We start from the raw sequence: 25,505 nt of genomic DNA on the forward strand, positions 1-25,505 counted from the left end.
CTGCGTGGACGGGCAGGCTCAGGTTACCGTCACGGATAATGGCACCGGCATTCCCGAGACGGTACAGGACAAAATATTCCAGCCCTTTTTTACGACCAAACCTACTGGTGAAGGCACGGGCTTAGGCCTCTCGCTGGCTTATGACATTGTCACCAAAGGACATAGCGGTACGTTAGCTGTAGAAAGTCAGGAAGGTCAGGGCACTACGTTTACCATTCAACTGCCTGCGTAATGGTTCTCTCGGAACTTAACCATAGTTTCAATTCGTCAATAGCATTACGAATGATCAGTCGCCTTATCGCATCGATAGTATTGGCTATGCTGGCGGGTCGTTCGGTGGCCGCGCAGACAACCCAGGCCGATAGTCTACGCAGTGAACTTCGGGCTCACCAACAACCAGACACGGTTCGGGTCAACCTGCTAGTTAAGCTGTCGGACGTAATACGTCCCGATGATTACATAGAAGCACTCCAACTAGGCCAGCAGGCTTTGGATTTGTCCCGACGATTAAAGTACCCGGTTGGGGAGGCCAATGGCCTGCTGGCACTGGGTGCCGCTCACAGCACCAAGAATGACTACAAGATGGCAACCGCCTATCTGACTCAGGCCCGCCAGCGCTTCGACCAGTCGAAAAACCGCCTGGGCACAGCCCGTACGTTAAGTTATCTGAGCTGGGTGCAGGTACAACGGGGCGATTACGTACCGGCGCTGGAGATGACTCTACAAAGCCTGCGGCTGGCCAAAGACGTAACTGACCAATCGCTGATTGAACGCAACACCTGGCAGTTGGGCGCGATTTATTCGCTGCTGGGCGACTATACGCAGGCCCTCCAATACCACACGGCCGCCCTCGAACAGTTTGAGAAAACAAACAATACCAAAGGCATCTGCATCTCGCTGAACGGCATTGGCGAGTTGTACCGGCTGGAAGGAAACACCAATGAAGCGGCCCGCTATTTCACCAAGGCCGTTCGGTTGGCTCGTCGAATTGGCAGCGACCGATTACAGGCGGGTCCGGAAAGTAACCTGGCGGCTGTGCGGGTGGAAGAAGGTCGCTACGACGAAGCATCTGAACTGGCGCATCGGGCGTTACGTCAGAAAATGATGAGTGGCGAGTACGAAATTGTGGCCTGGTCACAAACGACGCTGGCCAAACTCCATTATCAAACGGGACGTATCGATAGTGCCATTTACTACGGTCTTCAAAGCTGGAATCTGAGTCGGCAAATCGAGTATAAAGAAGTGGCCCGTGATGCAAGTCAGGTGCTGGCTCAGGCGTATGCCCGGCAAGGCAATTTCCAGCGGGCGTTTCAGTATCAGCAAACGTACATCAATTACAACGATACGTTATCGGGTCGCCGAACGCAGCAACAACTCGCCTTATTCCAGCAGAATACCCGGAATACTGAACGCAGAACTCAGGCCGCTCTGCAAGCCGAAAAAGACCGTCGGCAGCAGCAATGGCTTATTTCGTCGCTGGTGGGTGTAGGACTGTTGGGCATCGTAGCCGTCGTACTATGGCGTAGTAACCGACAGCAGCAACGGGCGAATAGTCAGCTTCAACGGCAACAAGAGGAGCTAAAAGCCACGCAAAATCAGTTGGTCCAAACCGAGAAGATGGCGTCGCTGGGCGAGCTGACGGCGGGCATTGCCCATGAGATTCAGAACCCCCTCAACTTCGTCAACAACTTCGCCGAGGTCAGCATCGAACTCATCGATGAACTCGCCCAGGAACAAACTCAGCCCCAGCCCGATACCCAACTCGAAGCCGAACTGCTGGAAGACCTCAAGCAGAACCTGCAGAAGATCAGCCACCACGGCGGACGGGCCTCCAGCATCGTGCGGGGTATGTTGCAGCACTCCCGAGCCAGCAGTGGGCAGCGGGAGGCCACTGACCTCAACGCCCTGGCCGACGAGTATCTGCGGCTGGCCTATCATGGCCTTAGGGCCAAGGACAAGACTTTCAACGCCAAGCTGGTGACGGATTTTGATGCATCTATTGGGTCCATCAGTCTGGTCCCCCAGGACATGGGCCGGGTGCTGCTGAATTTGTTCACCAACGCTTTTTATGCCGTCCAGCAGCGCCACAAGCAGGGCGAGCCCAACTATCAGCCCACCGTTACGGTAAACACCCGGCGGGTTGGTAACTCAGTAGAGCTACTGGTCAGCGACAATGGTACGGGTATTCCGGAAGCTATTCGCGAGAAGATCTTCCAGCCTTTTTTCACCACCAAACCCACCGGACAGGGAACGGGACTGGGCTTATCCATGAGTTACGACATCGTTACCAAAGGGCATAATGGTACGTTACGTGTCGAAAGTACGACTGGTCAGGGAACCACTTTTTATGTACAGCTCCCTGGCTAATCCATGCGGCTGACTCGCCCCAAATTGTTTATCTTTGACCAAACCTTCCTACAGATGAAAATTTTAGTTGTCGACGACGAAACTGACGTAAAAGACCTGTTCGAGCAACGGTTTCGGCGCGAAATCCGCAGTGGTGAAGTTGAGTTAAACTTTGCGAATTCGGGCGAAGAAGCGTTAACGTATCTAACTACCCACGCGTCAGAAGTGATTCTGATTCTGTCGGACATTAACATGCCCGGCATGAGTGGCTTTGAGCTTCTGCGTCACATTCGGCAGGATTTTAACGTTCCTCCTCCGCCGGTTGTGATGATGATTACGGCCTACGGCGATGCCAATTCGGAACAACAGGCGGTTTCGCTGGGGGCGAACGACTTCTTAACCAAACCGCTCGACTTCTCAGTCCTCAAACAAAAACTTCGAAGTATAGCATGACGGCTAAAGTGTTGGTGGTTGATGATGAAACAGATCTTGAACTCCTCATCAAGCAAAAGTTCAGGCGGCAGATCCGGGAAAAAATATACGAGTTCGTCTTTGCTCACGACGGCCTCGAAGCACTGGCCGTTTTAGATCAGCAGCCGGACATCGACATGGTGCTGACCGACATCAACATGCCGGGTATGGATGGCCTGACGCTATTGGTTAAGCTCCACGAAAACAAACCGATGCTAAAGGCCGTGATTGTTTCGGCCTACGGCGATATGGAAAACATTCGCACGGCCATGAACCGGGGAGCTTTCGATTTTGTGACCAAGCCTGTCAACTTCGAAGACCTGGAAGCGACTATGCAGAAAACCATGGAGTACGTAAAGCAACTCCGTCAGACGCTGCAGGCCATCAAAGAAAACAACATCTTGCGGATGTATGTAGACGAATCGGTGCTGACGTTCATGAACCAGCCTGAGTTTGAAACGGCGCTATCGGCCAGCGAAACGGTTGTCGCCACAGTTGTTTTTATCGATATCTGCGGCTTTACGGCCATTTCTGAGCGCGAATCAGCCGATACAGTCGTCAAGCTTGTTAATCGCTACTTCGACGTAATGGTAAAGGAAATCATCGCCCAGGGCGGCTACGTCGATAAATTCATGGGCGATGCCGTTATGGCCGTTTTCCGGGGCGAGTATCACCTGGATCGGGCCATTGAAGCCGCGCTTGCTGTTCGCAATCAGGTGATGGGTCTTGAAGATAATCTACCTAATCACCCCAACTACCACCCACAGGTTGCCATTGGTATCAATACCGGAGAAATGGTATCGGGGAATATTGGTTCAGCTACGTTACGTCGGTTAGATTATACCGTTATTGGCGATGCTGTGAATATGGCGCAGCGCCTGCAAACGGCTGCCCGCCCAGGCCAGATCGTTATTACTGAATCCGCCCATGATCAGATTGGCGAATCGTTCACCTGCGAACGTATCGGCGAGGTAACACTCAAAAATAAGACGGTCCCCGCCGTGATATATAACGTAGTAGGATAAAAAATCGCTTCTTAAGTTAAGTTAATTCCCCATAAAGTAACACCAGTTAACATATCATCACTTATACAACAGGATTTATGAGCGGGGTCACCGTGCAACAAATAAGAAAGAAGGTAAGTCAGTCTCTATTAGAAAAAGGCTATCAAATCCCTAGTTCACTTCCAGTACTTGATATATATTCACTTAGGGAGATACGTGATATTCGAGGGCGGATGGCCATAATGTTAGCGTTGATTTATTTGTCTTTTGGTAACTCACCTGTTCACATTAAAAAATGGATAGAAGACAAAGATTTGTCACAATTTCTCTCAGAAAAGGAGCGCAGTACGCTGTATGATAAAGATTCTCAAAGCGAAGATATTGTAACGTTTAGATGGTATTTACAATCGCTATGGGCATTGATGTGGGCAACGAGCATGGTTGGTAATTTATCCGAAGACAGGGATGTCGAAGACTACATGGCTTCTTTGCTGCCGGATATAAAAAATAACGAAGATACAGGCAAACTGAACAGACTAGAATTGAGATCAGTCGATGAATTATACACTATACTGGATCGCTACTATTGTTTGCACTGGTACTGCGTAAATGAAAGACTACAGGGTAACTCAACCTCAATTAATGAAGGTCTTGTTTACCATCGTAGAAAAGCACTTGAATGGATTTTGTACAATAATGAGGATTGGGATATGGTCAGATTAGATACCTAATCGGATATAATCAAATAACATAATTCTAGTTATAAAACTTCTCTAAGAATAAGTAAATAACTATTCTCGTCAAGACAAGTGGAGCTATTGTCTTTTTCGGTGATCAGTTAAATTTCTAGTCTTCGGCCAGCGTGCGGGAAATGTTCATCTGGTAGACACCGATAGCCGGCAGAGCGGCCGCTACCAACCCAATTAGCACAGCTACGCCCAACAGGCCCCACTCTTCGGGTAAGATGCCAAAAACGGCCAGATTATAATGGTATTCAGAGGAGACACTGTTCGAAAACAACCATAAACCAACCCGGCTTAACACAATACCCAACCCAAAGCCGATTAACGCCAGCGCAAGCCCTTCCAGCAGCAGCATACCAAACAACTGCGCCCGCGTCGCTCCCATCGAGAGCATAAGTGCCATTTCGTAGCGCCGTTCTTTCAGCGAGTTGTACAGCGATACAAACACACTGATGCCGGAAATCAGCATGATCACAACGGCTAAGCCACGTAACGTTTCAACGCCCACCCCAAGCAACGAAAATAGCCGATTGATTTCGATGCTCGGCAAAGCGGCCTGTAGTTTCGAGTTCTGGTCTATGCCGCGTTTGAGCATCATACCCATCGGGTTCCGAAACTTCACCAGTATGCTCGTGATCTCGCGGGGTTCGTCCGCATGATCTTCTTCATGTTCTTCCATTTCATGGCCCGGCCCCTCGGCTTCGTGCTCTTCGTGATTATGGATAGCCCATATACTCGATACGGGCGTAAGAATGAGCTGATCCGTGACCGTATTGGTAGCATTCAGAATGCCCACAACTTTGTACTTTGAGTCGGCATGCTCTTCGCCTTCGGCATCAAGTCCGTGCGACCCCGCGAACGTATCACCAATTTTCAGGCCCGTTACTTCGGCCACCCTTGGCCCGATAACCGTTTCAAGATCCTGCTGAAAAAGCTTTCCCTGACTAACCGTAGCCCCAAAGTGGTCGAGGTATTGTTTGTCAGTTCCGACGATGCGAAATGAGCGGTAATTATCGCCCATGGCCAGCGGGATCGCCGTTTTAATCATGGGGTTACGGGTGAGTCGCTGCGCTTCATCGAGCGGAATATTACCGGTTGGCGAATCAATCTGGTAAATGCTCGACAGAATCAGTTGCAACGGGCTTCCTTTCGCGCCAAGCACCATGTCAATTCCTTTGATATTCTTGCGGAATTGATCGTCCAGCTGCTTATTAAGCAACAGCAGCAGCGAGATAATGGTGATGCCAAACGTCATCAGCAAGCCACTCAGAAAGCTACTCAGGGGTTTATCGGTCAGGTTACTCCAACTGATTCGGAACAGGTTCATTACACGTAGTAGAGATTAAGCGAACAGACAAACCAACCTAAGCTGGCTCATAAATCCATTTTAAAATGATGGGAAGCAATGTAAAACCGTTTGTTCAGATAGAGTCGATGCGCATCATACCGGGCCGGACTATGCCCCGAATCCAGCGAAACGCATTGGTACCCTCCCTGCCGGGCCTCTTCAATGACATAGTCCAGCAAAGCCCCGGCATACCCCTTCCCCCGAGCGTCCGCTAAGGTAGTCAGATCGTCGATGTACAGCGTCTTACCGCTGTACAGCAGGTGCATGGTACGGTAGCCGATCACGGCCGGGGCAGGCCCTTCGCCATCCTGAACAAACGCCAGCGTAAACCGTTCGTTTTCCTGCTGATACCGGATTCGCTCAACAGCTTCCTCGGGCGTCAGATGCGGACGTAACAGCAGTAGTGCTGGTAGACACTGCCGGATCTGCTCATCGGTCTGGGCAATTTCTATGATCATAACGCTTCCCGGATACGTAACAAAATTTCGTCTCCTCCTTTGGCCAGAATACTCTCGGCCAACGCATGACCTATCGAAGCGCTCTCGCCAGCCGGTCCCGACAACGTATCGCGTAGCAGTTGGCTGCCATCTAAACTTATCAAACCACCCGTTATCTGTACTGTCTGCTCGTCGGTCCAATCGGCGAGCGCGAAGGTTGGAATGCTGCACCCACCTTCGAGCCGCGCCAGAAAAGCCCGCTCAGCGCGCAAACAGGCAGCGGTTCGTTCGTGATCAACGACTTGCGTAATGGCTTCCCGAATGGCTCTGTCTAACGTAGCAGCTGCTTCAACAGCAATGCTGCCCTGACCAACGGCGGGGGTAAAGTCTACCGGGGGCAGGTGTTCAACAATGAGATCGTCGTACCCCATCCGATGCACGCCCGCGTAAGCAAGCAGTAAGGCGTCGCAGTGGCCTTCATCCAGTTTACGAATCCGGGTCTGCAGATTACCCCGCATGTCAACCGTGGGCAGGTGTGGGCAAAAATGCTTGAGCATAGCCACCCGTCGCGTCGATGACGTACCAATCCGAAACTCTTCCCCACCCTGCAGCGATACGTTCGGGTTACGACTTACCAATACGTCGTTAACCCGTTCGCGCTCGGTAAACGCAATAATCTCTAACCCCTGGGGCAACGTTGAAGGCAAATCTTTCGCGCTATGCACGGCAATATCGACCGATCCGTCCCGCAGTTGATCTTCCAGCTCCTGGGTGAATAAACCCTTGCTGCCAATCTTGGATAATGACCGGTCGAGCACCTGATCCCCTTTGGTTTCAATAAACACCAGTTCTGATGTTAGACCGCTCGATTGCAGAAGCGTTTGTATGTGTTCCGCCTGCCACACCGCCAGGCGGCTGCTGCGCGTTCCGATTCGTATGTGCATGATACAGCAAAGATACGGCTTGAATGACAGGAAAACCACGCTTTTCCAGCTTCCGCAACTGTGGCTGTTTGTGGAAGTAAAACCACACAAAGCCCACAATCAGCAACAGTATTACACACCAGCAATAATGGCTTACTATTTTCCAATGAGGCCTTGAACGCGCCAAAACGGCATTTTCTTGCTAAAAAACACATCTAACGCTGACAGCTTGGCGTATATATTTTGTTGAATCCGATTAGGCACGGCGTTTGATTAATAGATAGTACTTGAACAGTAAACAGCAACTCCTATGAAAGCGATAGAAAATGTGTTTCAGGGGACGGGTGGACAGATCGATTTACTCAATACCCTATACGGTGGTTCGAGCCAGACGACTATGAACGTCGAGCGCGAAGATGAACGCCTAATCATTACCCTGTCAGCTCCGGGTGTAAGTGCTAACTCATTTAACGTTTTAGTAGAAGGCACCAAGCTCGTATTATATACATTGTTAGTAAGTACCTCAGTCAGTCAGGAAGAAGATGGCGCAAGTCAGCGGTTGGCCGTACCTATGTTCTTACGGGTATTGGACATCCCATCCTTTATCGATGCTGACCAGATTGAAGCGGTGCACGAACACGGCCAGGTTATGGTTATGCTGCCCTTCAAAGACGAAGAGCATCTACATCGTCGGATTGACATCAAAGATCTTTTCTAATGTATTCTCATCCGGGATCACCTAAGGTCCTGTAGCCTATAGATCGGATTGAAGGTCGTTTCTACGGAAACGACTTTTTTTGTTAGGTATCGTTTGAGCCGAGATGTTGGGTAACTGATCTGTACTCAGATTTAAAGCTTGTGGGATCGAATCATTAAAAACAAAAAAGCCTTCGTAAATCAATTTACGAAGGCTTTTCAATAACAACAAGTACCAGGAGCGGGAGTCGAACCCGCACGGGCTTGTGGCCCACAGGATTTTAAGTCCGGCGTGTCTACCAATTCCACCATCCCGGCGTTTACGAAAAAAGCACCGTCGGGCGGTGCCTTTTCGTGGAGCGAAAGACGGGGTTCGAACCCGCGACCTCGACCTTGGCAAGGTCGCGCTCTACCAGCTGAGCTACTTTCGCATTACATATCCGCCGTTGTGGTGGCGAATTGTGGATGCAAATTTAGGGCGATTTTAGCGTTTGTCAAGCCCTGACGTTAAAAATATTTTTCCAGACCAGGCCTTTCTGACGCTAAATTCTGACTACGAATGAGTTAAAAACACAAGAAGTATGAAAAAAGAATTCTGGCATATGCCGGCAATCCACATCATTCGCATAGTTGCTTTATAATTTGCCCACCGCTCGTCCTGGTACACCTGAAGAAACCAGCGAAGAAAGTAAATGACCGCAGGCGATAGACACAGGACGTACAGATAGAAATAATAGCTCTCGCCAAAATACAGGTAAAACGCTACGATGGCCAGCGTAAACATAAGCGTAGCACATACGAATGTGCCCCGAATACCAAGCAGCAGGCTAATCGTTCGATCACCCCGGCGAGCATCTTCTTCGTGTTGATACACCTGCGTGACGGGGTAAAGAGCCATTAGATTCAGTACGCCCAACAGGCCGCCAAACAACAATCTCGGTTGAAAAGCCGCCCATACTGGCAGATTATTGATCGATACATAGGTCATTACGTACGTAATGCCTCCCTGTAGAACGCTGATAAGCAGCCAACTGAAAATAGGGTACTTCTTTAACCGGATGCGATCATGGCTATAAGCCTTTGTGATGAATCCGTACACAAGCAGATAAACGACAAACGACCAGTTCACAAACGCGCCGATTAATAGCGCCAATCCATCAATTGCCCACGATACCCAGTATAACTCTTTACTAACCGGAGGGGGTGTTTCTAACCCGCCGATGCTTCCTTCGTCTTTGTCGAAATAACTGTTATAAGCATTACTGGCAGGATACAGGAGCAAATGTACGGTCAGCAGCACTACGATAGCCCGCCATAGATTTGGCGATGGCGATTGGCTAAGGGCAAACCAATAGATGGGAAGTAGAAAGAACGAAAACGGTACGCGCAGGTGTAACCAGATAGTACGCAGGGTCATTATCAATTCACATAAGGAGCGACCAAATTACAGAACTTTACGTACAACACGTAGTTATAGGATGTGTCCGACGTTTGTACATAAGTCTATAACCCGTAGCAGCGGGAATACCCACAAAATGCGAAATCAGGTAAGCGGTTACGTTAACGGCATTGGTACGGCCGTGCCGGCCTATTCTTCTACTCAACAGAATGCAGCCGAGTTTATGGCCGATGTGCTTCAACTGGATGAGCGTGACAGCCGACGGCTCATGGCGCTCTATCGGCATACACGTATTGACCAACGGCATTCTGTTCTGGCGGATTATATCCGGCCCAAAGGAGAATATACCTTTTATGCGAATACGCCCGGTATGGAGCCATTTCCGACCGTGGGCCAGCGTATGGGCGTTTACCGACATGAAGCGGTTCCGCTTGCCCTGAAAGCCATACAGGACTGTTTTGAGAGTTACCCGGAGTTCGATCCGCAGTCCATCACTCATCTGATCACGGTCAGTTGCACGGGTCTGTACGCACCGGGGCCTGATATAGAGATCATCGAAGCGCTGGGGTTACCTACGTCAACCCAGCGGCTGGCGATCAATTTTATGGGCTGCTACGGAGCTTTCAACGGGCTTAAAACCGCCGATGCGATCGTTCGGGCCGATGCTGACGCAAAAGTGCTGGTTGTATGCGTTGAACTTTGTACCATTCACTTTCAGAAAAAAACAGAAACTGACCATCTGCTGTCTAACGCCTTGTTTGCTGACGGTTCAGCGGCTGTGCTGGTTGAAAGCCGACCGCGCCCGGCCCATTCGTTCCGACTGCGGTCATTCTACTGCGATCTTCTGCCCGAAGGCAAAGAGGCTATGGCCTGGCACATTAGTGATTTTGGCTTCGAGATGACGTTAACGTCGCAGGTTCCAACGTTTATTCAGCAAGGCATCGGTCAACTGATGGATCGGCTACTCAACCAGTGTCAGCTAACGCTCGACGACATCGGCTATTACGCCCTGCATCCCGGCGGACGGCGTATTCTCGAAGTAATTGAAGAACAGCTTGGCATTACGGCCCAGGACGATCGGTACGCCTACGAAGTGTTACGTCGAAACGGCAACATGTCGTCAGCAACGGTCCTGTTCGTGCTGAAAGAAATCTGGAACGAGTTAGCAACTGGTCAGGCCGAGGTTGATCCGGAGCGACCGAACATTCTAAGTTGCGCATTCGGGCCAGGTCTGACCCTCGAATCGATGGTACTGGAGGCCGTAGTGACGCAACCGCAGTACGTTACTGCAATACCTTCCAGCGCATCAGTCCAAGTTTTGTAAGCATATAAAACAAGGATGTTTTCAGCACCCCGAGGCCATAAATTGAACTACGACGAAAATTGATGGAGGAGGCTTCTTCAAAATATTTTGTGGGACAGGTCACCTCCGCAATTTCGTAGCCTTTAAAAAAAACCTGAGCGATCATTTCGTTGTCGAAAATGAAATCGTCGGAGTTGTGCGTGAAGTCGAGGTTACGTAATACCTCCCCGGAAAAAGCGCGATATCCAGTATGGTATTCTGATAGCTTCTGATTCATGAGGATGTTTTGCGTAAACGTCAGAAAGCGGTTGGCGATGTATTTGTACATCGGCATACCGCCTTTCAACGCACCTTTCCCCAGAATACGCGATGCAAACACCACCGGATACAATCCATTGCCAATAATAGAAATCATGGCTGGCAGCAACAAGGGGGTATACTGATAATCGGGGTGGAGCATAATAACAATGTCGCCCCCCAGTTCAAGCGCTTTAGCGTAACAGGTTTTTTGATTTCCTCCGTAACCCTTGTTTTTATCGTGGCGGATTACGTGGCGGATGCCGAGTTGACGAGCGACTTCAACCGTATTGTCAGGACTGGCATCGTCGACCAGAATAACATCATCTACCAGGTCAAAGGGAATCTCACGGTACGTACGCTCCAGCGTTAGGGCCGCCCGGTAAGCCGGCATAACCACAATCACTTTTTTAGAATTAAACATAAGTCAAAACTAATAACTAGGGTTGAGTATGCCAATATTTTAGCCATCAACTCCGTTCATTCAGCAGATTGGGTGTAGCTTTACCCGCAATTAACCAACTTCTCAGGCCGGACAAGGTTAAGCTGTATGGTCCTGCTGACTACGTATGTTTTCAAGCGAAACTTCTTTCTTTCTCGCCTTCGCGGCCTTCGTTCTTCTGGTAATGGCGTTAGACTTGGGCGCTTTCTCAAAGCGTCAGAGTCACGTTGTCTCGTTCAAAGAAGCGGCTTTCTGGAGTGCAGTCTGGGTTGCTTTATCCATTGCCTTTTACTTCTTCCTGAAGAATTACGGCTATCTGGTGCATGGCATAACCGATATGGCGCGGCTTCAGGAAATTCGTGACCGATACGCCAACCATGTCGATTTTGTGCCGGGTGATTTTGCCACTAGTCTGGACCGCTTCCAGTCGAATATGGCCCTGGAGTATATCACGGGCTATCTGGTGGAATACTCGCTTTCGGCCGATAATATCTTTGTGTTTATCCTAATTTTCAGCTCGTTTGGCGTTCGGGAGCGGTATTACAAGAAAATTCTGGTCTGGGGGATTCTTGGAGCGATTGTTCTGCGCTTTGTTTTCATTTTTGTAGGCTCGGCCCTCATCCAGCGCTTCGAGTGGATCATGTACCTCTTCGGGGCATTTCTGGTCTATACGGGCGTTCAATTGTTCTTCCAGGGCGATGAAGACGAAAAAATTGAACCGAGCAGTCATCCGGTAGTTCGGTTTGCCAGTAAATACCTGAATGTGTATAAGCGTAACGTAACAGATAACTTCTTTATCCGTCGGAAATCGGACCAGAAACTGTTCGTAACGCCTTTATTCATCATCGTTATCGTGGTTGCATTTACGGACCTAGTCTTTGCCGTCGATTCTATTCCCGCTATTTTTTCGATTACGAAAGATCCGTACATCGTATTTTTCTCGAACGTATTCGCCATTATGGGGCTGCGGTCCATGTTCTTCTTCCTGTCCAGTATCATGAGCCAGTTCCGGTTCCTGAAAGTTGGGTTGGCGGTGCTGCTTACGTTTATTGGCGTTAAGATGCTGGCCGAACATTGGCTGGTAGGAATAGGCTTCAAACCTGTTTATTCGCTGTACATCATCGTTTCGATTTTAGCGGTAAGTATTCTGGCGTCCTGGCTGATTCCTGAACGGCCGAAGCAAGAAGGCATAGAATAGCTGGATATATGGGATGTAAACGTTTATTACGTAATTCTGCAAAACGATACGTACGAAACGTTTACATCTTGGTTTAGCTCCTGTGAAAATACCGCTTCAACCATCCGTACTTAAAGTCCTTCGCCGGCGATTAACGAATCTCAGCAGCCGCAACCGCCTGCTTTTGCTCTCGGGCCTACCAGCCGGTCAGTTTCTGGATTTGCACGAAACCGATTTCCTTCTTAATAAGCCATCGTTTAGCATTATCGCGGATTTGATCGCTCGCAAAGGGTCAATTTCTGTGTGTGAAGTGCTTGATCCGCGTCAGGAACGTAGCAACGATGTGAGCCGTCGGCTTCGACGTATTAACCGCACAGCGCGCTTTATTGAAGAAGAACGGGGCACCGAAGATTTATACGTTGGCTGGCCGTTCGTCCGGGGTAAATTTCTGGATGGGACGGTGGTTCATGGGCCGCTCCTATTCTTTCCGGTGCAGCTCGAACAGCAAGGGAAATTCTGGAAGCTGACTCGTCGCGGTGACGAACTGGCCTTCCTAAATCCGACGCTGGTTCTGGCGTATGGCCAATTCAATCACGTAACGATCCCCGACGAGGTCATTGAAAAAAGCGCCGACGACTTTGATAAAGATTCGCTGGTGTTTCGCACGCAACTGTATGAGTGGCTAAAAGAGAGTCCGCTCGAAATCAACTTTAACCAGGATTTATTCGCTGACAAACTTCAGTTCTTTGATAAGCAGACGGCTAAAGATCTGGATCAGTTAGCACGTACCGGCGAGTTGAAACTGCATCCCGAAGCCGTTCTTGGTATATTCCCCCAGGCGGGTTCTTTTCTCGTACCGGATTACGATGAACTGATCAACAACCATCAACTCGATGAAACCGATGAGGTAACGGATGACCTTCAGTCTTCACCCGTTTCTTTAGCTGCTGTTTCTACTCTCCCGGAGCGATTTATCCACACGCCCCTGCCAATGGATGCGTCGCAGGAGGCTGCTTTACGCGCAGTCAAATCGGGTCAATCTCTGGTGGTTCAAGGTCCACCGGGAACAGGTAAGTCCCAGTTGATTGCGAATTTGATGGCCGACGCTGCGGCAGCCGGTAAGCGGGTGTTGCTGGTTTGTCAGAAGCGAGCCGCCCTCGACGTTGTTGCAGAGCGTTTGAACGAGGTAGGCATGAGTGCGTTTCTGGCCTTAGTCCACGATTTTCAGGATGACCGCCGAAGTCTGTACGCTCAGCTGGCTGCGCAAATCGAACAAATAGAAGCCTATAAGCAACAAAACAACAACCTCAACGCCGTACTGCTCGAACGAGATTTTGATACTGAAAGCCGTCGCATTGATGAAGCAGTTGCTGAACTAGCGGCTTTCAAACAGGCGCTTTTTGACACTAGCGAAGGCGGCATCTCCCCGAAAGAACTGTATCTGACCAGCCGGGCAAGTGATCCGTTTATTCCCTTAAATGACGTTTATCCACAATTTAAATTGCCGGATGTGGATAACTTTATCCGGCGTTTGGATGACTATGCCGCGTACTGCCAACGGCTAGGGTCAGAGCACGCCTGGGCGAACCGGGTCAACTTCGCTCAGTTTACAAGTTCTGACTTACAGAAAATCAAGCAGGCCATTACGTTATGGCGAGAAACCAGACTAACAACGGATGCTCAAACCAACGGGTTGTTAGGCGAAGTGCTTGCGCTGGATCAAGTAGTTACCTGGCAAGCTCATGACCGGGAGTTAACGGCTCTGCTGGCACTTCCTGACGTATCAAATCCAGCTAGTTTCTGGCAGCTTGTCCAGTATTTACATAGGCACCCGAGTCATGCCGCCTTACATGTCGATGAAGTCTACCTCGGTGAGCTGGCTCAATCCTGGGAAAACGCACTTCTGTCGCCCGGCCCGGAAGCTACGCTGGCGAGTACTGATCTTCTCGCATTCAAGGTGCTGTTAGCCGACGCTCGCGCAGCCCGATCGACCTGGACGCACTGGAACTGGTGGCTATTAACCAACTCGGGCAAAAATCAAGTCCAACAAACAGCTTTGGCAAATGGGCTTACGCTGGCAGAAAGCGATTTAAAGACGTTATGGATAAAACTAGAGAAGCGTATTGAGCTTGACGTTCTCTACCAAAAAGCAGCCCCGTTGTTGGCGGACTTATCGTTACCGGATAGCCCGGCAAGTATGCGATTAATCCGAAAGGCCCGGTACGTATTACAACGTATTACGGACTTACAATCACTACGGGGTCTGTCGCTGCTGATTCACTTACCCCATCCGGAGTTCATTCAAACGATAACCGCCTTACTTGCCCATACGAGTGCTGTTGCGGAACAGCGGCAGAAAGCAGGCACCTACTTAACGAACGGACAGCTCGACCAAGTTTGGCAGGACGATACGTATGCCGAATCGCTTCCGCCAGTTCTTCAGCAGGATTTTGATTTGCTCGTCGAAGCCGATCGGTTGCAAAACAGCTTTTCGGAAACGGAGCAACTGGTTGTTGATCGTTTGACTACTCATGCCGCCGGTACGTGGTCAGCGTTATTTCTGAACAGCTTGCGCCTGACCTGGCTCGACCATCTTGAACGTAAGCATCCCGAACTACGTAGCGTTTCCTCGTTGAAACTGGCGCAAACTGAGCAGACGTTGCAGCAAAGCGTTCAGCGTAAGCAGGCCCTCAGCCGCGACATTCTCCTGGTGAAATTACGCGAACAAACGTACCGTAACTTAACACTTAACCGCTTAAATAACAGAGTAACGTACCGCGACTTGCTGCATCAGACAACCAAGAAACGTAACGTCTGGCCCATCCGGAAGCTGATGGAATCGTTTGCGGATGAAGTGTTCAGGCTGGTGCCCTGCTGGCTTGCCTCGCCTGAATCCGTATCCGCCATGTTTCCGCTACGAAACGATTTGTTCGATCTCGTTATTTTTGATGAAGCCTCGCAATGCTTTGCGGAGAACGGTATTCCAGCTATCGCGCGCGGAAAGCAGATTGTGATTACGGGTGATAACCAGCAACTCCGTCCCACAGATTTATATCGAATTCGCCTGGACGAACTATCGTCCGAAGACGAAACACCTGCGGCTTTAGAAGTAGAATCACTGCTTGAGTTAGGTGCCCAGTATTTACCCCAGGTTTCACTGACAGAGCACTATCGGAGCCGGTCTCTTGATTTGATTACCTTTTCAAACAAATACTTTTATCAAAACAAGCTTTCTCTCCTCCCCCACTTTCAGGAAGTCAATGATCACAAGCCAGCTATCCATTACCAGAATGTTAGCGGAACGTGGCATCAGCAAACTAATGAAGCAGAAGCCGAAGCCATTGTTCGGCTGTTGAACCAGCTAGCCGTCAAATACCGCGATCATTCGGTCGGAGTAGTCACCTTCAATTACCCTCAGCAGCAACTAATCCAGGATTTAGTCGAAACTCAGTCGCTTCATACGCAGATCCCTCAACTGTTTGTAAAGAACATCGAGAATGTACAAGGTGACGAACGCGATATTATTATCTTCTCGGTTGGCTATGCTCCAGATCATCGTGGTCGATTATCAATGCAGTTTGGAAGCCTGAACACACAGGGTGGTGAAAATCGCCTGAACGTAGCTATAACTCGGGCCCGCGAACAGGTTTACGTCGTGACTAGCCTTTGGCCCAATGAGCTTGCTGTGGAAGATACTTTAAACGAGGGACCTAGGGTATTGAAAGCTTACCTTCAGTACGCGCTTGACGTATCACAGGGTTATTTTCGGGTAACTCCCCAACAGGTTTCGGTGTTGCCTTCCAGTGCGCTGTTGAAAGACAAATTAGCTTTGACGCACTTTAATTGGAAACCGGAACTGCCTTTTGCAGACCTTACCGTTAAAGATGGACATACGTATCAGTCACTTATTTTAACGGACGATGAGGCTTACTTTCAACAATCTCTCAAGCAAGCCCATGCTTATTTACCCATTACGTTAACAAGCCGTCACTGGCCATTCCAACGGATATGGAGCCGTGAGTATTGGCGAAACCCGACTAACTAAAAAAGCCCAGAGATAGTCTGGGCTTTTCTTTATTCATTCATCATTGTCACGAACTGATCGAACAAATACCGCGAATCATGCGGTCCTGGCGACGATTCAGGATGGTATTGTACTGAGAAGGCGGGTTTGTCTTTCCGGCGAATCCCCTCAATCGTTTTATCATTCAGATTGATATGCGTCAATTCAACGTTTGGATGATCCATCACTTCCTCCGCCTGAACGGCAAATCCGTGGTTTTGTGAAGTGACTTCACAATGACCGGTAATCAGGTTCTTAACGGGGTGGTTTAAGCCACGGTGACCATTGTGCATCTTATACGTTGAGATACCACTGGCTAGGGATAAAATCTGATGGCCTAAGCAGATACCGAATACAGGTTTTTCTTCATCTAAAACCTGTTTTACCGTCTCGACGGCGTACGGCATAGCAGCAGGATCACCGGGGCCATTGGCAATGAAATATCCGTTGGGCCTCCAGGCGGCTAATTCTTCGTAAGAGCTGCGGGCGGGAAATACTTTACAGAAAACACCGCGTTCGTTGAAGTTGCTCAGGATGCTGCGCTTAACCCCCAGGTCGAGGACAGCTACACGCAACTTTGCTTCTGGATCACCCTCTTCATAGGCTTCCTGTGTAGACACTTCCGAAGAAAGCTCTAAGCCTTCCATATCCGGCACTTTGTTTAACTCGGCCAGCAGTACAGCCGGATCTAATATTTCGGAAGAGACAATGCAGTTCATTACGCCTTTCGAGCGAATGTACCGCACCAGTTGCCGGGTATCCACCCCGTGAATGCCGACAATATTAGCTCGTTCAAAGTAGTCTTGTAACGAACCGTCAGCTGTGTACCGCGAATGAATGTTCGAGAAAAAGTTACAAACCATTCCCCGAATTTTCACGCCGTTCGACTCCTGTTCCGCGTTGTTTAATACACCATAATTACCAATGTGTGAAGTAGTATTGATAACTATTTGTCCATAATACGACGGATCAGTGTATATCTCCTGATAACCGGTCATACCGGTGTTAAAGCATATTTCACCTCCAGCGGTACCGATTTTCCCTAAAGCCAATCCCCGATAAACAGAGCCGTCTTGCAGAACCAGCAAAGCCTCGGGTTGCCGTGTATGTTTCATAGGTGCTTTTTAAACTTGAACTATTAAAAAAAAGGGCTAACCCTAACGGTTAACCCCTATTTCGTATGAACAACGGTTTTCAACCATTAGCTCTGTTTGGTTTCGTCGTCAGCCGACGCTTCCGGCGTAGAGGGTGTTTCATCTGTTGTATCAGCAGCGGGTGCTTCAGCTACCGGCGTAGTATCTTCTACTTCCGTTGCCTGTGCTTCTTCGGCTGCTGGAGCTTCTGCTACTTCAGCGGCAGCTACTGGAGCTGCGCCAGCAGCTGCTGCCGGGTTAGACCCACCCCGACGGCTCCGGCGAGTTCTGGTAGTCGCAGTTGCTTTTTCGGTAGCGGCTGCAATCAGAACTTCGTTGAAATCGACTAGCTCAATCAGGCAAGTCTCAGCGTTATCGCCTAAACGATTACCTAATTTAATGATGCGCGTATAGCCACCCGGACGGCTGGCAATTTTATCAGCTACTATTCCAAACAGTTCTTTAACTGTTTCCTTGTTCGTCAGCGTCTGGAACACCATCCGACGATTTTGGTAGGTATCGTCTTTAGCCCGCGTTAAAATTGGCTCTACGAACTTACGAAGCTCTTTCGCCTTCGCAACTGTCGTCTCAATACGCTTGTGCAGGATGAGCGACGAGGCCATGTTCTGCAACATCGCTTCGCGGTGCGAGTGCGTCCGGCTTAGGTGATTATCTTTTTTACCGTGTCTCATTGTTTTGGTTAATCAAAACCGGTGCGTGAATTTCACAACTGACGCACCGGTCGAATATCGATTAATCTTCGTCTAGTCTGTACTTAGCGACGTCCATACCGAACGTCAGGTTCTTCTCAGCAACCAGTTGCTCCAACTCCGTCAGCGACTTCTTACCAAAGTTACGGAACTTCATCATGTCAGAAATCTCTAACCGAACCAGATCACCCAATGTGCGTACATCGGCTGACTTGAGGCAGTTATAGGCACGTACTGACAAATCGAGATCTGCCAATGACGTCTTCAGGAGTTTCCGCATGTGCAGTACTTCTTCATCAACCACATTTTCCTCTTCCGGCTTAGCCGTTTCGAAGGTCATAGATTGATCAGAGAACAGCATGAAGTGCTGAATCAAAATATAAGCCGCTCCTTTCAACGCTTCTTCCGGGTGAATCGAGCCATCTGTTTCGATATCCAGCAGCAGGCGTTCATAGTCCGTTTTTTGCTCAACCCGAGTGTTCTCAACGCTATATTTTACATTCTTGATCGGCGTGTAAATAGCATCGATTGGAATGTGTCCAAACGGCAGTTCATTGGCCCGCGGTTCATCAGCAGGGACGTAGCCCCGGCCCTTCTCCACGAAAATTTCCATTTCTAAATCCCGGGTATCGTCGATGTGGCAAATTTCCAGTTCAGGATTCAGCACTTCAAACGATGGAGAGAACTTAGATATATCTCCGGCTTTCAAAACCGATTGCTTCTTAATGTTGACAGTGATTTTGTTGTCAACCATGTCCGAAATCTTCTTGAAGCGAACCATCTTCAGGTTCAGAATGATTTCGGTCACATCTTCAACTACGCCCTCAATGGAAGAAAACTCGTGCAACACACCCGGAAATTTTACGCTTGTGATAGCGTATCCTTCCAGGGATGATAACAGAATACGCCGAAGCGCGTTACCAATCGTTACACCGTATCCTTTTTCAAGGGGTTTGAATTCAAACACCCCGTGAAAGTCGTCGGCTTTCTCCACTACGACTTTGTCGGGCATTTGGAACGCTAAAATTGACATACGTTTCGTATTGTTTACAGCAGTTCTCTGCCTTGGCGTGAAGACTCAAATACTGTTTGATTACTCACTTGCTTAAACGCTTGCAGTGTTACGTCTGTGAGTAGCTGACAAACGTCTAATAATGAGCTAACCAAACTATATATAATAGCAGCAGAACCCATTCGAGTTCTGCCAGCCAATTCACTACTTCGAATACAATTCGACGATTGCCTGCTCGTTGAAGTTTTCTGGAATTTGATCACGCTCAGGGTAGCTAATAAATTTACCCGTCATCTGTTGATTATCCCATTCAACCCAGTTATAGCGCTTAATATTACGTGCTGATAAACTAGAGGTCACAGCTTCCAACGACTTCGACTTTTCGCGAACGCCAATCAGTTGACCCGGCTTCAAAGAGTAAGAAGGAATGTTAACTACCTCACCGTCGACGATGATATGCTTATGCGATACAAGCTGACGAGCAGCCCGACGCGAAGAAGCGATACCTAGACGATAGACAGTATTGTCAAGACGTGCTTCGCACAACTTCAACAGGTTTTCCCCGGTGATACCTTCACGTACCTGAGCGCGGTGAAACAAGGCCCGGAACTGACGTTCCAAAATGCCATACGTATACTTTACCTTTTGCTTTTCCAGCAATTGGAGTGCGTATTCAGATTGCTTCCGTTTACGACCCCGACCGTGCATACCCGGTCCATAATTCTTTTTCTGAAGCGCTTTGCTGGGGCCGAGAATCGGCTCGCCGAACTTACGCGAAATTTTGGCTTTTGGCCCAATATAACGTGCCATTCGTTCAATGAATGAATATTGTGAAACATCGGACAGACACAACTTAATGTCACCTGCCCCTATTCATGCCATCCGTAATTATACGCGACGACGTTTTGGCGGCCGGCATCCATTGTGCGGCAGCGGGGTAATATCACGGATTGTGGTTACTTCGATACCAGAGTTCTGAATGGTGCGGATAGCCGATTCACGACCTGATCCAGGACCTTTCACGAACACTTCTGCTTTGCGCATGCCTAAGTCATGTGCGACAGCTGCGCAGTTTTGAGCGGCCGTTTGAGCAGCATAAGGGGTATTTTTCTTTGAGCCACGGAAGCCCATTTTACCCGCTGACGCCCAGGAGATAACCTGGCCGTTCATGTTGGTGATCGAGATAATGATGTTATTGAACGTAGCCCGGATATGTACCTGACCAACTGGTTCAACAACCACCACCCGCTTTTTCGCTTTGTCTTTGCGTTTTGCTTGAGCCATCTTTTTAGGTAGTCATCATCAGTAATCGCTACTAATGACCTATTAATTACTTCGTAACTTTCTTCTTATTTGCTACGGTCTTACGCTTACCTTTCCGAGTACGTGAGTTGTTCTTCGTATGCTGTCCACGAACAGGTAAACCTTTCCGGTGACGCAGACCCCGATAGCAACCAATATCCATCAAACGCTTGATGCTCAGCTGAACTTCAGAACGGAGCTGACCTTCCACTTTGTATTCGTTCGAAATTGCATTACGCACGGCGCTAGCCTCATCGTCCGACCACTCGCTGGCCTTTTTGTCAACACTTATTCCTGCATCAATCAGGATTTTTTTAGCCCGGCTACGGCCAATACCGTAGATGTAGGTAAGCGCAATTTCTCCGCGCTTCTTATCTGGAATATCAACACCTGCAATACGTGCCATTCTTAGCCTTGTCTTTGTTTATAACGGGGATTCTTTTTATTGATCACGTACAGTTTCCCTTTCCGACGGATCACAATGCAGTCTTCACTGCGCTTCTTAATCGACGCTTTGACCTTCATGGTTCCTTATTTATTTATACCGGTACACAATCCGTGCCTTACTTAAATCGTAAGGCGACATCTCCAATTTCACGCGGTCTCCAGGTAAGATTTTTATATAATTCATACGCATCTTACCGGATATATGAGCGATTACCTCATGCTTATTCACAAGTTCAACCCGGAACATTGCATTTGATAACGCTTCTAAAATAACTCCATCCTGCTCTATAGAATTTTGCTTTGCCATGTTCGCTTTATGCTGCCATCAGTTCCGGTGTATCGACCATCAGGCTCGTGTTCGCGGTGACTGCTTCTATATATTCAAAGGTTGTTAACACTTCTGATTTTCCTTTTCGTACAGCAACAGTGTGCTCGAAATGAGCCGACGGCTTTCTGTCAATCGTACGAATAGTCCAACCATCTCGTTCCTGTACTACCCCCTTCTTACCAAAGTTGATCATAGGCTCCACAGCTAAGATCATACCTTCAAGTAATTTGGGGCCTTGTCCTCGTTTGCCGTAATTGGGTACTTCCGGAGCTTCATGTAAGTTTTCCCCAACACCGTGCCCAACCAGCTCCCGAACAACAGAATACCCAAACTTTTCTGTATAGGACTGAATAGCGTAGCCAATATCACCGACACGATTCCCTTCTACGGCTTTTTCTAAACCAACATAAAGAGATTCTTTAGTCCGCGAGAGCAATCTTCTTATCGAAGGATTCACTTCACCAACTGGATACGTATACGCACTATCACTGTGATACCCATTTAATTTAACTCCGCAATCAATCGAGATAATATCTCCATCGCGAAGTTCATAGCGGCTAGGAAATCCATGTACCACTACGTCATTAACCGATATACACAACGAAGCAGGAAACTTGTTATACCCTAAGAAAGACGGAATGCCACCGTTATCTTTAATAAACGTCTCGGCAACCTTATCAAGTTCCTTTGTAGCGATTCCCGGCCGAATTAGTTTAGCTACTTCAGCATGAGCTTTTCCCAGAACTTGCGCACTAGTTTTTATCAAAGTGATTTCTTCATCACTCCTGATAAAAATTACTTTGTCCTTCTTATCTGAACCGGCCATTCTAAGTTAGGCAGCTACTGTCTCGGTTGTTCTACCCTGAACACGTCCTGACTTCATTAATCCTTCATACCGACGCATCAGCAAGTAGCTCTCCACTTGTTGCAGCGTATCTAATACAACGCCTACCATAATTAGCAGCGATGTCCCACCGAAAAACTGAGCAAACCCGCTTGTCATACCAAATAGGTTCGCAATTGCCGGCAGGATTGCTACGATAGCTAACATGATAGCACCTGGTAAAGTGATCCGGTCAAGAACAGTCCCAATATATTCAGAGGTCTGAATACCAGGCTTCACACCAGGGATAAACCCACCGCTCCGCTTCATATCGTCGGCAATTTGAGTTGGGTTAACCGATATAGCGGTGTAAAAGAAGGTAAAGACAATGATCAATAAGGCGAACAAAACGTTGTACTGCCAGGTCGTGTAGCTTTGGAAAGCATTCTGAACACCCGCGGCAAAGTCACTTTTCTCAGCAAAGAGACCAGCAAGATAAGTCGGAATAAACATCAATGCCTGCGCAAAGATGATCGGCATAACTCCTGCCGCGTTAAGCTTCAAAGGCAGGTACTGCCGTTGACCACCGACTACTTTATTACCGATTACTTGCTTGGCGTATTGAATCGGGATACGTCGAACAGCCTGCGTCAACACAACCGCCCCCATTACAACAAAGTAAAGGGCGACAAGCTCCAGTACAAAAATCAGAATACCTGCTGAACCACGGGATTGCTGTTCACCGATAATAGCGCCCGGAAGGCGTGACACAATCCCAATCATAATAATCATTGAGATTCCGTTACCAATGCCCTTATCCGTTATACGCTCACCGAGCCACATACAAAAAATTGTACCTGACGTAAGGATGAATAAAGAAGAAATTGTGAATAGTCCACGGTCAATCAGAAGAGCTTCTTGTGGTATGGTAGTACGGATGTAAGTGATCGCCTGTACCGCCGTTACCCCAATGGTAAGTACCCGAGTAATCTGATTTAACCGCTTACGCCCAGATTCACCTTCTTTCTGCATTTTCTGGAAATAAGGTAGTGCCAGCGTTAATAACTGAATGGCAATAGAAGCCGATATATACGGCATAATGCCCAGCGCAAAAATTGACGCTTTGCTGAAAGCACCACCCAGAAAGGTATCCAACAAACCAAGTAATCCCTGCGGATTTAAGTTTAGCTTGTTAGGGTCAACGCCCGGCAGCACGATAGCCGAACCAAGACGAAACGCTGTAATAAACAACAGCGTGTTGAGGATTCGACTCCGCAACTCGTCAATTGCAAAAATATTTTTAAACGTGGTGATGAGTCGGTTCATATGATAGGTCGGCTATTGCCATGCTCACAACTTAGTTCGCTGCTTCCTCTTTCGCCTGTTTGGTTGGCACGATGGCCTTACCGCCTGCTTTCTCAATAGCTTCTTTCGCACTGGATGAAAAAGCGTGCGCATGAACTTCAACAACTGCTGTGAGTTCACCACGGCTCAACACCTTCACCAAGTCATTCTTACTAATCAAGCCATGCTGACGTAAGAAGTCGATGTCAACTACAGTCGTCTTGGTTTCGTCAACAAGTGCCTGAATAGAATCAAGATTCAGCGGCTTGTACTCAACACGGTTAATGTTCTTAAAGCCAAACTTGGGAACACGACGCTGAAGGGGCATCTGGCCACCTTCAAAGTGTGTCTTGCGGCTGTAACCTGAGCGCGATTGCGCCCCTTTGTGACCCCGGGTGGAAGTACCACCCATACCAGAGCCTTGCCCGCGTCCGACTCGCTTGCGCTCTCTGACGGAACCTTTTGCCGGTCTAAGGTTGCTTAAATTCATTGTGTTATTATTTAAAAAATGATTCTTTTGATTCTCCTATTCGTGTAAATACTTATTCACGATAGCTTGAGAGCCAAAAGAATCACAAAGATACTTAAATTTCTTCAACCTTTACTAAATGTTGGACCTTCGTAAGTGCACCTTTCAATGCATCATTGTACTCAAGTTCAACACTCCGGTTGATTTTACCCAAGCCTAACGACTTGATTGCATTCTTCTGCGTTTGCGGACGGTCAATGGTGCTTCTGACCTGTGTGATACGTACCCGTGCCATGTCTGTTGCTCCTGTTTTAACCGTTAAACACTTTAGCTAAGCTAACCTGACGTTGGAAAGCTACTTGGTGAGGCAACCGCATTTTCAGCAGCGCGTCAAGAGTCGCTTTTACTACGTTGTGCGGGTTAGATGATCCTTTCGATTTTGCCAGTACGTCACGTACGCCAGCCGATTCAAGAACGGCCCGCATAGCACCACCAGCAATAACTCCTGTACCCGGAGCTGCAGGCTTCAGCAGAACAAAACCACCGCTGAATTTACCTTCCATCTCGTGAGGTACTGTATGCTTCAGAAGAGGAATCTGTACTAAGTTTTTCTTAGCGTCTTCAACTCCTTTGGCAATAGCGTCAGTTACTTCATTGGCTTTACCCAATCCATAACCAACGACACCGTTACCGTCGCCGACGACGACAATCGCCGAGAAACTAAACCGGCGACCACCTTTTACCACCTTCGCTACGCGGTTGATGGCCACCACCTTTTCTTTCAGGTCGGCTTCGTTAAACTTTGTCGGTCTTGCTGCGTTCGTGTTCATTGCTTAGAACTTAAGGCCACCCTCGCGGGCTGCGTCGGCCAATGCTTTTACTTTACCGTGATACAAGTAGCCGTTGCGATCAAACACGACGGCGTTGATATTTTTAGCAACTGCTTTTTCAGCTAACCGTTGTCCAACCTTTTTCGCGGTTTCAACAGTGTTACCTTCTATCTCACTCTTCAACTCAACCGACGAGGCAGATGCTACCGTATTGCCAGCAACGTCGTCGATTAATTGTGCATAAATTGCTTTGTTCGAGCGAAAAACTGACAGTCGAGGACGCTCAGCTGTTCCGGAAACCTTTGCCCGGATACCAAACTTGATCCGCTGTCTTCTTTCTTGTTTATTCGTTGCCATGTTATTTGATTCCGACCAAATAGGCGATTTAAAATTTAAGTAGTGGTCAGTTTAGTCATTGATCATTATTCGCTTAAGTAATCACTCACCAACCAACAACA

Annotated in this window: 28 protein-coding genes and 2 tRNA genes; 9 read left to right on the forward strand and 21 right to left on the reverse strand. The window is 48.4% G+C overall.

Translation table 11 applies throughout. The annotated features are described in order from the left end of the window. From ACYVBJ_RS26415 to ACYVBJ_RS26435, 5 genes are all read left to right on the forward strand, one after another. Positions 1-232, forward strand: a 232-nt coding sequence (locus ACYVBJ_RS26415) for a sensor histidine kinase (protein ID WP_460985309.1), incomplete at its 5' end; no start/stop codon positions are given. A gap of 50 nt (positions 233-282) precedes the next feature. Further along, positions 283-2,367 (forward strand): tetratricopeptide repeat-containing sensor histidine kinase, encoded by a 2,085-nt coding sequence (locus tag ACYVBJ_RS26420; RefSeq protein ID WP_460985310.1) that lies wholly within the window; start codon positions 283-285, stop codon positions 2,365-2,367. 54 nt (positions 2,368-2,421) lie between these two features. Then, entirely contained in the window at positions 2,422-2,799 is a 378-nt protein-coding gene (locus tag ACYVBJ_RS26425; protein ID WP_460985311.1) for a response regulator, read from the forward strand. Continuing rightward, positions 2,796-3,842: an adenylate/guanylate cyclase domain-containing protein gene (locus ACYVBJ_RS26430; RefSeq protein WP_460985312.1), complete on the forward strand. Its 1,047-nt coding sequence runs from the start codon at positions 2,796-2,798 to the stop codon at positions 3,840-3,842. The genes ACYVBJ_RS26425 and ACYVBJ_RS26430 overlap by 4 nt, the downstream gene beginning before the upstream one ends. Before the next feature lie 77 nt (positions 3,843-3,919). After that, positions 3,920-4,552, forward strand: coding sequence for a DUF4272 domain-containing protein (locus tag ACYVBJ_RS26435; RefSeq protein ID WP_460985313.1), 633 nt, complete (start codon positions 3,920-3,922; stop codon positions 4,550-4,552). A 115-nt stretch (positions 4,553-4,667) separates the two neighbouring features. Here ACYVBJ_RS26435 and ACYVBJ_RS26440 read toward each other — a convergent pair whose 3' ends face one another. Genes ACYVBJ_RS26440 through hemC form a run of 3 tightly spaced genes read right to left on the reverse strand, consistent with a single transcriptional unit; the run spans position 4,668 to position 7,293 of the window. Continuing rightward, complete coding sequence (locus ACYVBJ_RS26440; protein ID WP_460985314.1) at positions 4,668-5,891, reverse strand: ABC transporter permease; 1,224 nt, start codon at positions 5,889-5,891, stop codon at positions 4,668-4,670. Between the two features lie 47 nt (positions 5,892-5,938). Next, entirely contained in the window at positions 5,939-6,370 is a 432-nt protein-coding gene (locus ACYVBJ_RS26445; RefSeq protein ID WP_460985315.1) for a GNAT family N-acetyltransferase, read from the reverse strand. After that, positions 6,367-7,293 carry a hydroxymethylbilane synthase gene (gene hemC / locus ACYVBJ_RS26450; protein ID WP_460985316.1) on the reverse strand — a complete coding sequence of 309 codons (927 nt, stop codon included), beginning with the start codon at positions 7,291-7,293 and terminating at the stop codon, positions 6,367-6,369. The genes ACYVBJ_RS26445 and hemC overlap by 4 nt, the downstream gene beginning before the upstream one ends. A gap of 289 nt (positions 7,294-7,582) precedes the next feature. Here hemC and ACYVBJ_RS26455 point away from each other — a divergent pair, with 289 nt between their 5' ends. Beyond that, entirely contained in the window at positions 7,583-7,990 is a 408-nt protein-coding gene (locus ACYVBJ_RS26455; RefSeq protein WP_460985317.1) for an Hsp20/alpha crystallin family protein, read from the forward strand. 211 nt (positions 7,991-8,201) lie between these two features. Here ACYVBJ_RS26455 and ACYVBJ_RS26460 read toward each other — a convergent pair. The 3 genes from ACYVBJ_RS26460 to ACYVBJ_RS26470 form a co-directional block, all read right to left on the reverse strand. Beyond that, positions 8,202-8,286 (reverse strand) — tRNA-Leu (locus ACYVBJ_RS26460). Between the two features lie 37 nt (positions 8,287-8,323). Continuing rightward, positions 8,324-8,399, reverse strand: a tRNA-Gly gene (locus ACYVBJ_RS26465). A 122-nt stretch (positions 8,400-8,521) separates the two neighbouring features. After that, on the reverse strand, positions 8,522-9,385 hold the full coding sequence (locus tag ACYVBJ_RS26470) for a UbiA family prenyltransferase (RefSeq protein WP_460985318.1): 864 nt from the start codon (positions 9,383-9,385) through the stop codon (positions 8,522-8,524). Positions 9,386-9,503: 118 nt separating this feature from the next. Between ACYVBJ_RS26470 and ACYVBJ_RS26475 the strand changes: the two genes are divergently transcribed. Continuing rightward, positions 9,504-10,691 carry a type III polyketide synthase gene (locus tag ACYVBJ_RS26475; RefSeq protein ID WP_460985319.1) on the forward strand — a complete coding sequence of 396 codons (1,188 nt, stop codon included), beginning with the start codon at positions 9,504-9,506 and terminating at the stop codon, positions 10,689-10,691. Here ACYVBJ_RS26475 and ACYVBJ_RS26480 read toward each other — a convergent pair. Beyond that, the gene (locus ACYVBJ_RS26480) at positions 10,651-11,391 is read right to left on the reverse strand and encodes a glycosyltransferase family 2 protein (protein WP_460985320.1); all 741 of its coding nucleotides are present in this window, start codon (positions 11,389-11,391) and stop codon (positions 10,651-10,653) included. The genes ACYVBJ_RS26475 and ACYVBJ_RS26480 overlap by 41 nt on opposite strands. A 145-nt stretch (positions 11,392-11,536) precedes the next feature. Between ACYVBJ_RS26480 and ACYVBJ_RS26485 the strand changes: the two genes are divergently transcribed. Both ACYVBJ_RS26485 and ACYVBJ_RS26490 read left to right on the forward strand, forming a co-directional pair. After that, complete coding sequence (locus ACYVBJ_RS26485; RefSeq protein ID WP_460985321.1) at positions 11,537-12,607, forward strand: TerC/Alx family metal homeostasis membrane protein; 1,071 nt, start codon at positions 11,537-11,539, stop codon at positions 12,605-12,607. Between the two features lie 82 nt (positions 12,608-12,689). After that, positions 12,690-16,631 (forward strand): AAA domain-containing protein, encoded by a 3,942-nt coding sequence (locus tag ACYVBJ_RS26490; RefSeq protein ID WP_460985322.1) that lies wholly within the window; start codon positions 12,690-12,692, stop codon positions 16,629-16,631. Between the two features lie 29 nt (positions 16,632-16,660). Here the strand turns inward: ACYVBJ_RS26490 and carA are convergent, their stop codons facing one another. The 14 genes from carA to rplR form a co-directional block, all read right to left on the reverse strand. Next, entirely contained in the window at positions 16,661-17,764 is a 1,104-nt protein-coding gene (carA, locus tag ACYVBJ_RS26495; protein WP_460985323.1) for a glutamine-hydrolyzing carbamoyl-phosphate synthase small subunit, read from the reverse strand. Between the two features lie 86 nt (positions 17,765-17,850). Continuing rightward, positions 17,851-18,474: a 50S ribosomal protein L17 gene (rplQ, locus tag ACYVBJ_RS26500; RefSeq protein WP_460985324.1), complete on the reverse strand. Its 624-nt coding sequence runs from the start codon at positions 18,472-18,474 to the stop codon at positions 17,851-17,853. 61 nt (positions 18,475-18,535) lie between these two features. Then, positions 18,536-19,525: a DNA-directed RNA polymerase subunit alpha gene (locus ACYVBJ_RS26505; protein WP_460978358.1), complete on the reverse strand. Its 990-nt coding sequence runs from the start codon at positions 19,523-19,525 to the stop codon at positions 18,536-18,538. A 183-nt stretch (positions 19,526-19,708) separates the two neighbouring features. Beyond that, positions 19,709-20,314: a 30S ribosomal protein S4 gene (gene rpsD / locus ACYVBJ_RS26510; protein WP_460978357.1), complete on the reverse strand. Its 606-nt coding sequence runs from the start codon at positions 20,312-20,314 to the stop codon at positions 19,709-19,711. Positions 20,315-20,392: 78 nt separating this feature from the next. After that, on the reverse strand, positions 20,393-20,788 hold the full coding sequence (gene rpsK / locus ACYVBJ_RS26515) for a 30S ribosomal protein S11 (RefSeq protein WP_171737784.1): 396 nt from the start codon (positions 20,786-20,788) through the stop codon (positions 20,393-20,395). Positions 20,789-20,834: 46 nt separating this feature from the next. Further along, positions 20,835-21,212: a 30S ribosomal protein S13 gene (gene rpsM, locus ACYVBJ_RS26520; protein ID WP_460985325.1), complete on the reverse strand. Its 378-nt coding sequence runs from the start codon at positions 21,210-21,212 to the stop codon at positions 20,835-20,837. Between the two features lie 2 nt (positions 21,213-21,214). After that, on the reverse strand, positions 21,215-21,331 hold the full coding sequence (ykgO, locus tag ACYVBJ_RS26525) for a type B 50S ribosomal protein L36 (RefSeq protein WP_009284800.1): 117 nt from the start codon (positions 21,329-21,331) through the stop codon (positions 21,215-21,217). Between the two features lie 10 nt (positions 21,332-21,341). Next, positions 21,342-21,560, reverse strand: coding sequence for a translation initiation factor IF-1 (gene infA / locus ACYVBJ_RS26530; RefSeq protein ID WP_381526289.1), 219 nt, complete (start codon positions 21,558-21,560; stop codon positions 21,342-21,344). A 7-nt stretch (positions 21,561-21,567) separates the two neighbouring features. Continuing rightward, positions 21,568-22,407, reverse strand: a complete 840-nt coding sequence (gene map, locus ACYVBJ_RS26535) for a type I methionyl aminopeptidase (RefSeq protein ID WP_460985326.1) — start codon at positions 22,405-22,407, stop codon at positions 21,568-21,570. Between the two features lie 6 nt (positions 22,408-22,413). Then, positions 22,414-23,730: a preprotein translocase subunit SecY gene (secY, locus tag ACYVBJ_RS26540; protein ID WP_460985327.1), complete on the reverse strand. Its 1,317-nt coding sequence runs from the start codon at positions 23,728-23,730 to the stop codon at positions 22,414-22,416. Positions 23,731-23,761: 31 nt separating this feature from the next. Next, a complete protein-coding gene (gene rplO / locus ACYVBJ_RS26545; protein WP_460985328.1) occupies positions 23,762-24,238 on the reverse strand; it encodes a 50S ribosomal protein L15 in 477 nt (158 codons plus the stop codon). Positions 24,239-24,332: 94 nt separating this feature from the next. Next, complete coding sequence (gene rpmD, locus ACYVBJ_RS26550; protein WP_460978353.1) at positions 24,333-24,512, reverse strand: 50S ribosomal protein L30; 180 nt, start codon at positions 24,510-24,512, stop codon at positions 24,333-24,335. Positions 24,513-24,528: 16 nt separating this feature from the next. After that, positions 24,529-25,047, reverse strand: a complete 519-nt coding sequence (rpsE, locus tag ACYVBJ_RS26555) for a 30S ribosomal protein S5 (protein ID WP_163941476.1) — start codon at positions 25,045-25,047, stop codon at positions 24,529-24,531. A 3-nt stretch (positions 25,048-25,050) separates the two neighbouring features. Next, on the reverse strand, positions 25,051-25,404 hold the full coding sequence (gene rplR, locus ACYVBJ_RS26560) for a 50S ribosomal protein L18 (RefSeq protein WP_460985329.1): 354 nt from the start codon (positions 25,402-25,404) through the stop codon (positions 25,051-25,053). Positions 25,405-25,505 lie beyond the last annotated feature (101 nt).

It is taken from the genome of Spirosoma fluminis (assembly GCF_054778895.1).

Coding starts and splice junctions, on each gene's coding strand:
- ACYVBJ_RS26420 (WP_460985310.1), top strand. CDS start 283: ATGATCAGTCGCCTTATCGCATCGATAGTATTGGCTATGCTGGCGGGT.
- ACYVBJ_RS26425 (WP_460985311.1), top strand. CDS start 2,422: ATGAAAATTTTAGTTGTCGACGACGAAACTGACGTAAAAGACCTGTTC.
- ACYVBJ_RS26430 (WP_460985312.1), top strand. CDS start 2,796: ATGACGGCTAAAGTGTTGGTGGTTGATGATGAAACAGATCTTGAACTC.
- ACYVBJ_RS26435 (WP_460985313.1), top strand. CDS start 3,920: ATGAGCGGGGTCACCGTGCAACAAATAAGAAAGAAGGTAAGTCAGTCT.
- ACYVBJ_RS26440 (WP_460985314.1), bottom strand. CDS start 5,891: ATGAACCTGTTCCGAATCAGTTGGAGTAACCTGACCGATAAACCCCTG.
- ACYVBJ_RS26445 (WP_460985315.1), bottom strand. CDS start 6,370: ATGATCATAGAAATTGCCCAGACCGATGAGCAGATCCGGCAGTGTCTA.
- hemC (WP_460985316.1), bottom strand. CDS start 7,293: ATGCACATACGAATCGGAACGCGCAGCAGCCGCCTGGCGGTGTGGCAG.
- ACYVBJ_RS26455 (WP_460985317.1), top strand. CDS start 7,583: ATGAAAGCGATAGAAAATGTGTTTCAGGGGACGGGTGGACAGATCGAT.
- ACYVBJ_RS26470 (WP_460985318.1), bottom strand. CDS start 9,385: ATGACCCTGCGTACTATCTGGTTACACCTGCGCGTACCGTTTTCGTTC.
- ACYVBJ_RS26475 (WP_460985319.1), top strand. CDS start 9,504: ATGCGAAATCAGGTAAGCGGTTACGTTAACGGCATTGGTACGGCCGTG.
- ACYVBJ_RS26480 (WP_460985320.1), bottom strand. CDS start 11,391: ATGTTTAATTCTAAAAAAGTGATTGTGGTTATGCCGGCTTACCGGGCG.
- ACYVBJ_RS26485 (WP_460985321.1), top strand. CDS start 11,537: ATGTTTTCAAGCGAAACTTCTTTCTTTCTCGCCTTCGCGGCCTTCGTT.
- carA (WP_460985323.1), bottom strand. CDS start 17,764: ATGAAACATACACGGCAACCCGAGGCTTTGCTGGTTCTGCAAGACGGC.
- rplQ (WP_460985324.1), bottom strand. CDS start 18,474: ATGAGACACGGTAAAAAAGATAATCACCTAAGCCGGACGCACTCGCAC.
- ACYVBJ_RS26505 (WP_460978358.1), bottom strand. CDS start 19,525: ATGTCAATTTTAGCGTTCCAAATGCCCGACAAAGTCGTAGTGGAGAAA.
- rpsD (WP_460978357.1), bottom strand. CDS start 20,314: ATGGCACGTTATATTGGGCCAAAAGCCAAAATTTCGCGTAAGTTCGGC.
- rpsK (WP_171737784.1), bottom strand. CDS start 20,788: ATGGCTCAAGCAAAACGCAAAGACAAAGCGAAAAAGCGGGTGGTGGTT.
- rpsM (WP_460985325.1), bottom strand. CDS start 21,212: ATGGCACGTATTGCAGGTGTTGATATTCCAGATAAGAAGCGCGGAGAA.
- ykgO (WP_009284800.1), bottom strand. CDS start 21,331: ATGAAGGTCAAAGCGTCGATTAAGAAGCGCAGTGAAGACTGCATTGTG.
- infA (WP_381526289.1), bottom strand. CDS start 21,560: ATGGCAAAGCAAAATTCTATAGAGCAGGATGGAGTTATTTTAGAAGCG.
- map (WP_460985326.1), bottom strand. CDS start 22,407: ATGGCCGGTTCAGATAAGAAGGACAAAGTAATTTTTATCAGGAGTGAT.
- secY (WP_460985327.1), bottom strand. CDS start 23,730: ATGAACCGACTCATCACCACGTTTAAAAATATTTTTGCAATTGACGAG.
- rplO (WP_460985328.1), bottom strand. CDS start 24,238: ATGAATTTAAGCAACCTTAGACCGGCAAAAGGTTCCGTCAGAGAGCGC.
- rpmD (WP_460978353.1), bottom strand. CDS start 24,512: ATGGCACGGGTACGTATCACACAGGTCAGAAGCACCATTGACCGTCCG.
- rpsE (WP_163941476.1), bottom strand. CDS start 25,047: ATGAACACGAACGCAGCAAGACCGACAAAGTTTAACGAAGCCGACCTG.
- rplR (WP_460985329.1), bottom strand. CDS start 25,404: ATGGCAACGAATAAACAAGAAAGAAGACAGCGGATCAAGTTTGGTATC.